The organism is Ensifer sp. ENS11, assembly GCF_014851895.1.
Classification (GTDB): Bacteria; Pseudomonadota; Alphaproteobacteria; order Rhizobiales; family Rhizobiaceae; genus Ensifer; species Ensifer canadensis.
On sequence record NZ_JACVAN010000065.1, the window covers coordinates 1 to 526 of the forward strand.

Annotated in this window: 1 protein-coding gene; it reads right to left on the bottom strand. The window is 64.1% G+C overall.

Features of this window, described 5'->3' with window-relative positions; genetic code table 11:
• The coding region (locus tag IB264_RS34230) for an aldehyde dehydrogenase family protein (protein WP_192435378.1) at positions 1–526 on the bottom strand (526 nt) is incomplete at both ends.

Below are 526 nucleotides of genomic sequence, written 5' to 3' on the forward strand. Positions count from 1 at the left end.
GCGCCTCGTCATAATCCTTCACCCGGATCACCGAAGCGACCGGTCCGAAGATTTCTTCACGCGAGATGCGCATCTGGTTGGTTGCCTCGGTAAACAGCGCCGGCTGCAGGTAGAAGCCGGGCGTGTCGCGCTTCAGAAGCTCGCCGCCGAAGGCGAGTTTGGCGCCTTCCTGTTTGCCGATGGCGATGTAGTCGGTGTCCTGGTTGAGCTGGCTCTGGTCGACCACCGGGCCGATATGGGTGCCGGCCTTCAGCGCGTCGTCGATGGTGAGCCCCTTCATGCGCTCGCCCATCGCCGCCACGAACCGGTCGTGAATGCCTTCGGTCACGATCACCCGCGACGACGCGGTGCAACGCTGGCCGGTGGAGAAGAAGGCGGAGTTGACGGCGGCTTCGACGGCAACGCTAAGATCGGCGTCGTCGAGCACCACGAACGGGTTCTTGCCGCCCATCTCCAGCTGGTACTTGCGATTGTGCTCGACCGAGGCCAGTGCCACGCGTTTGCCGGTGCCGGTCGAGCCGGTAAA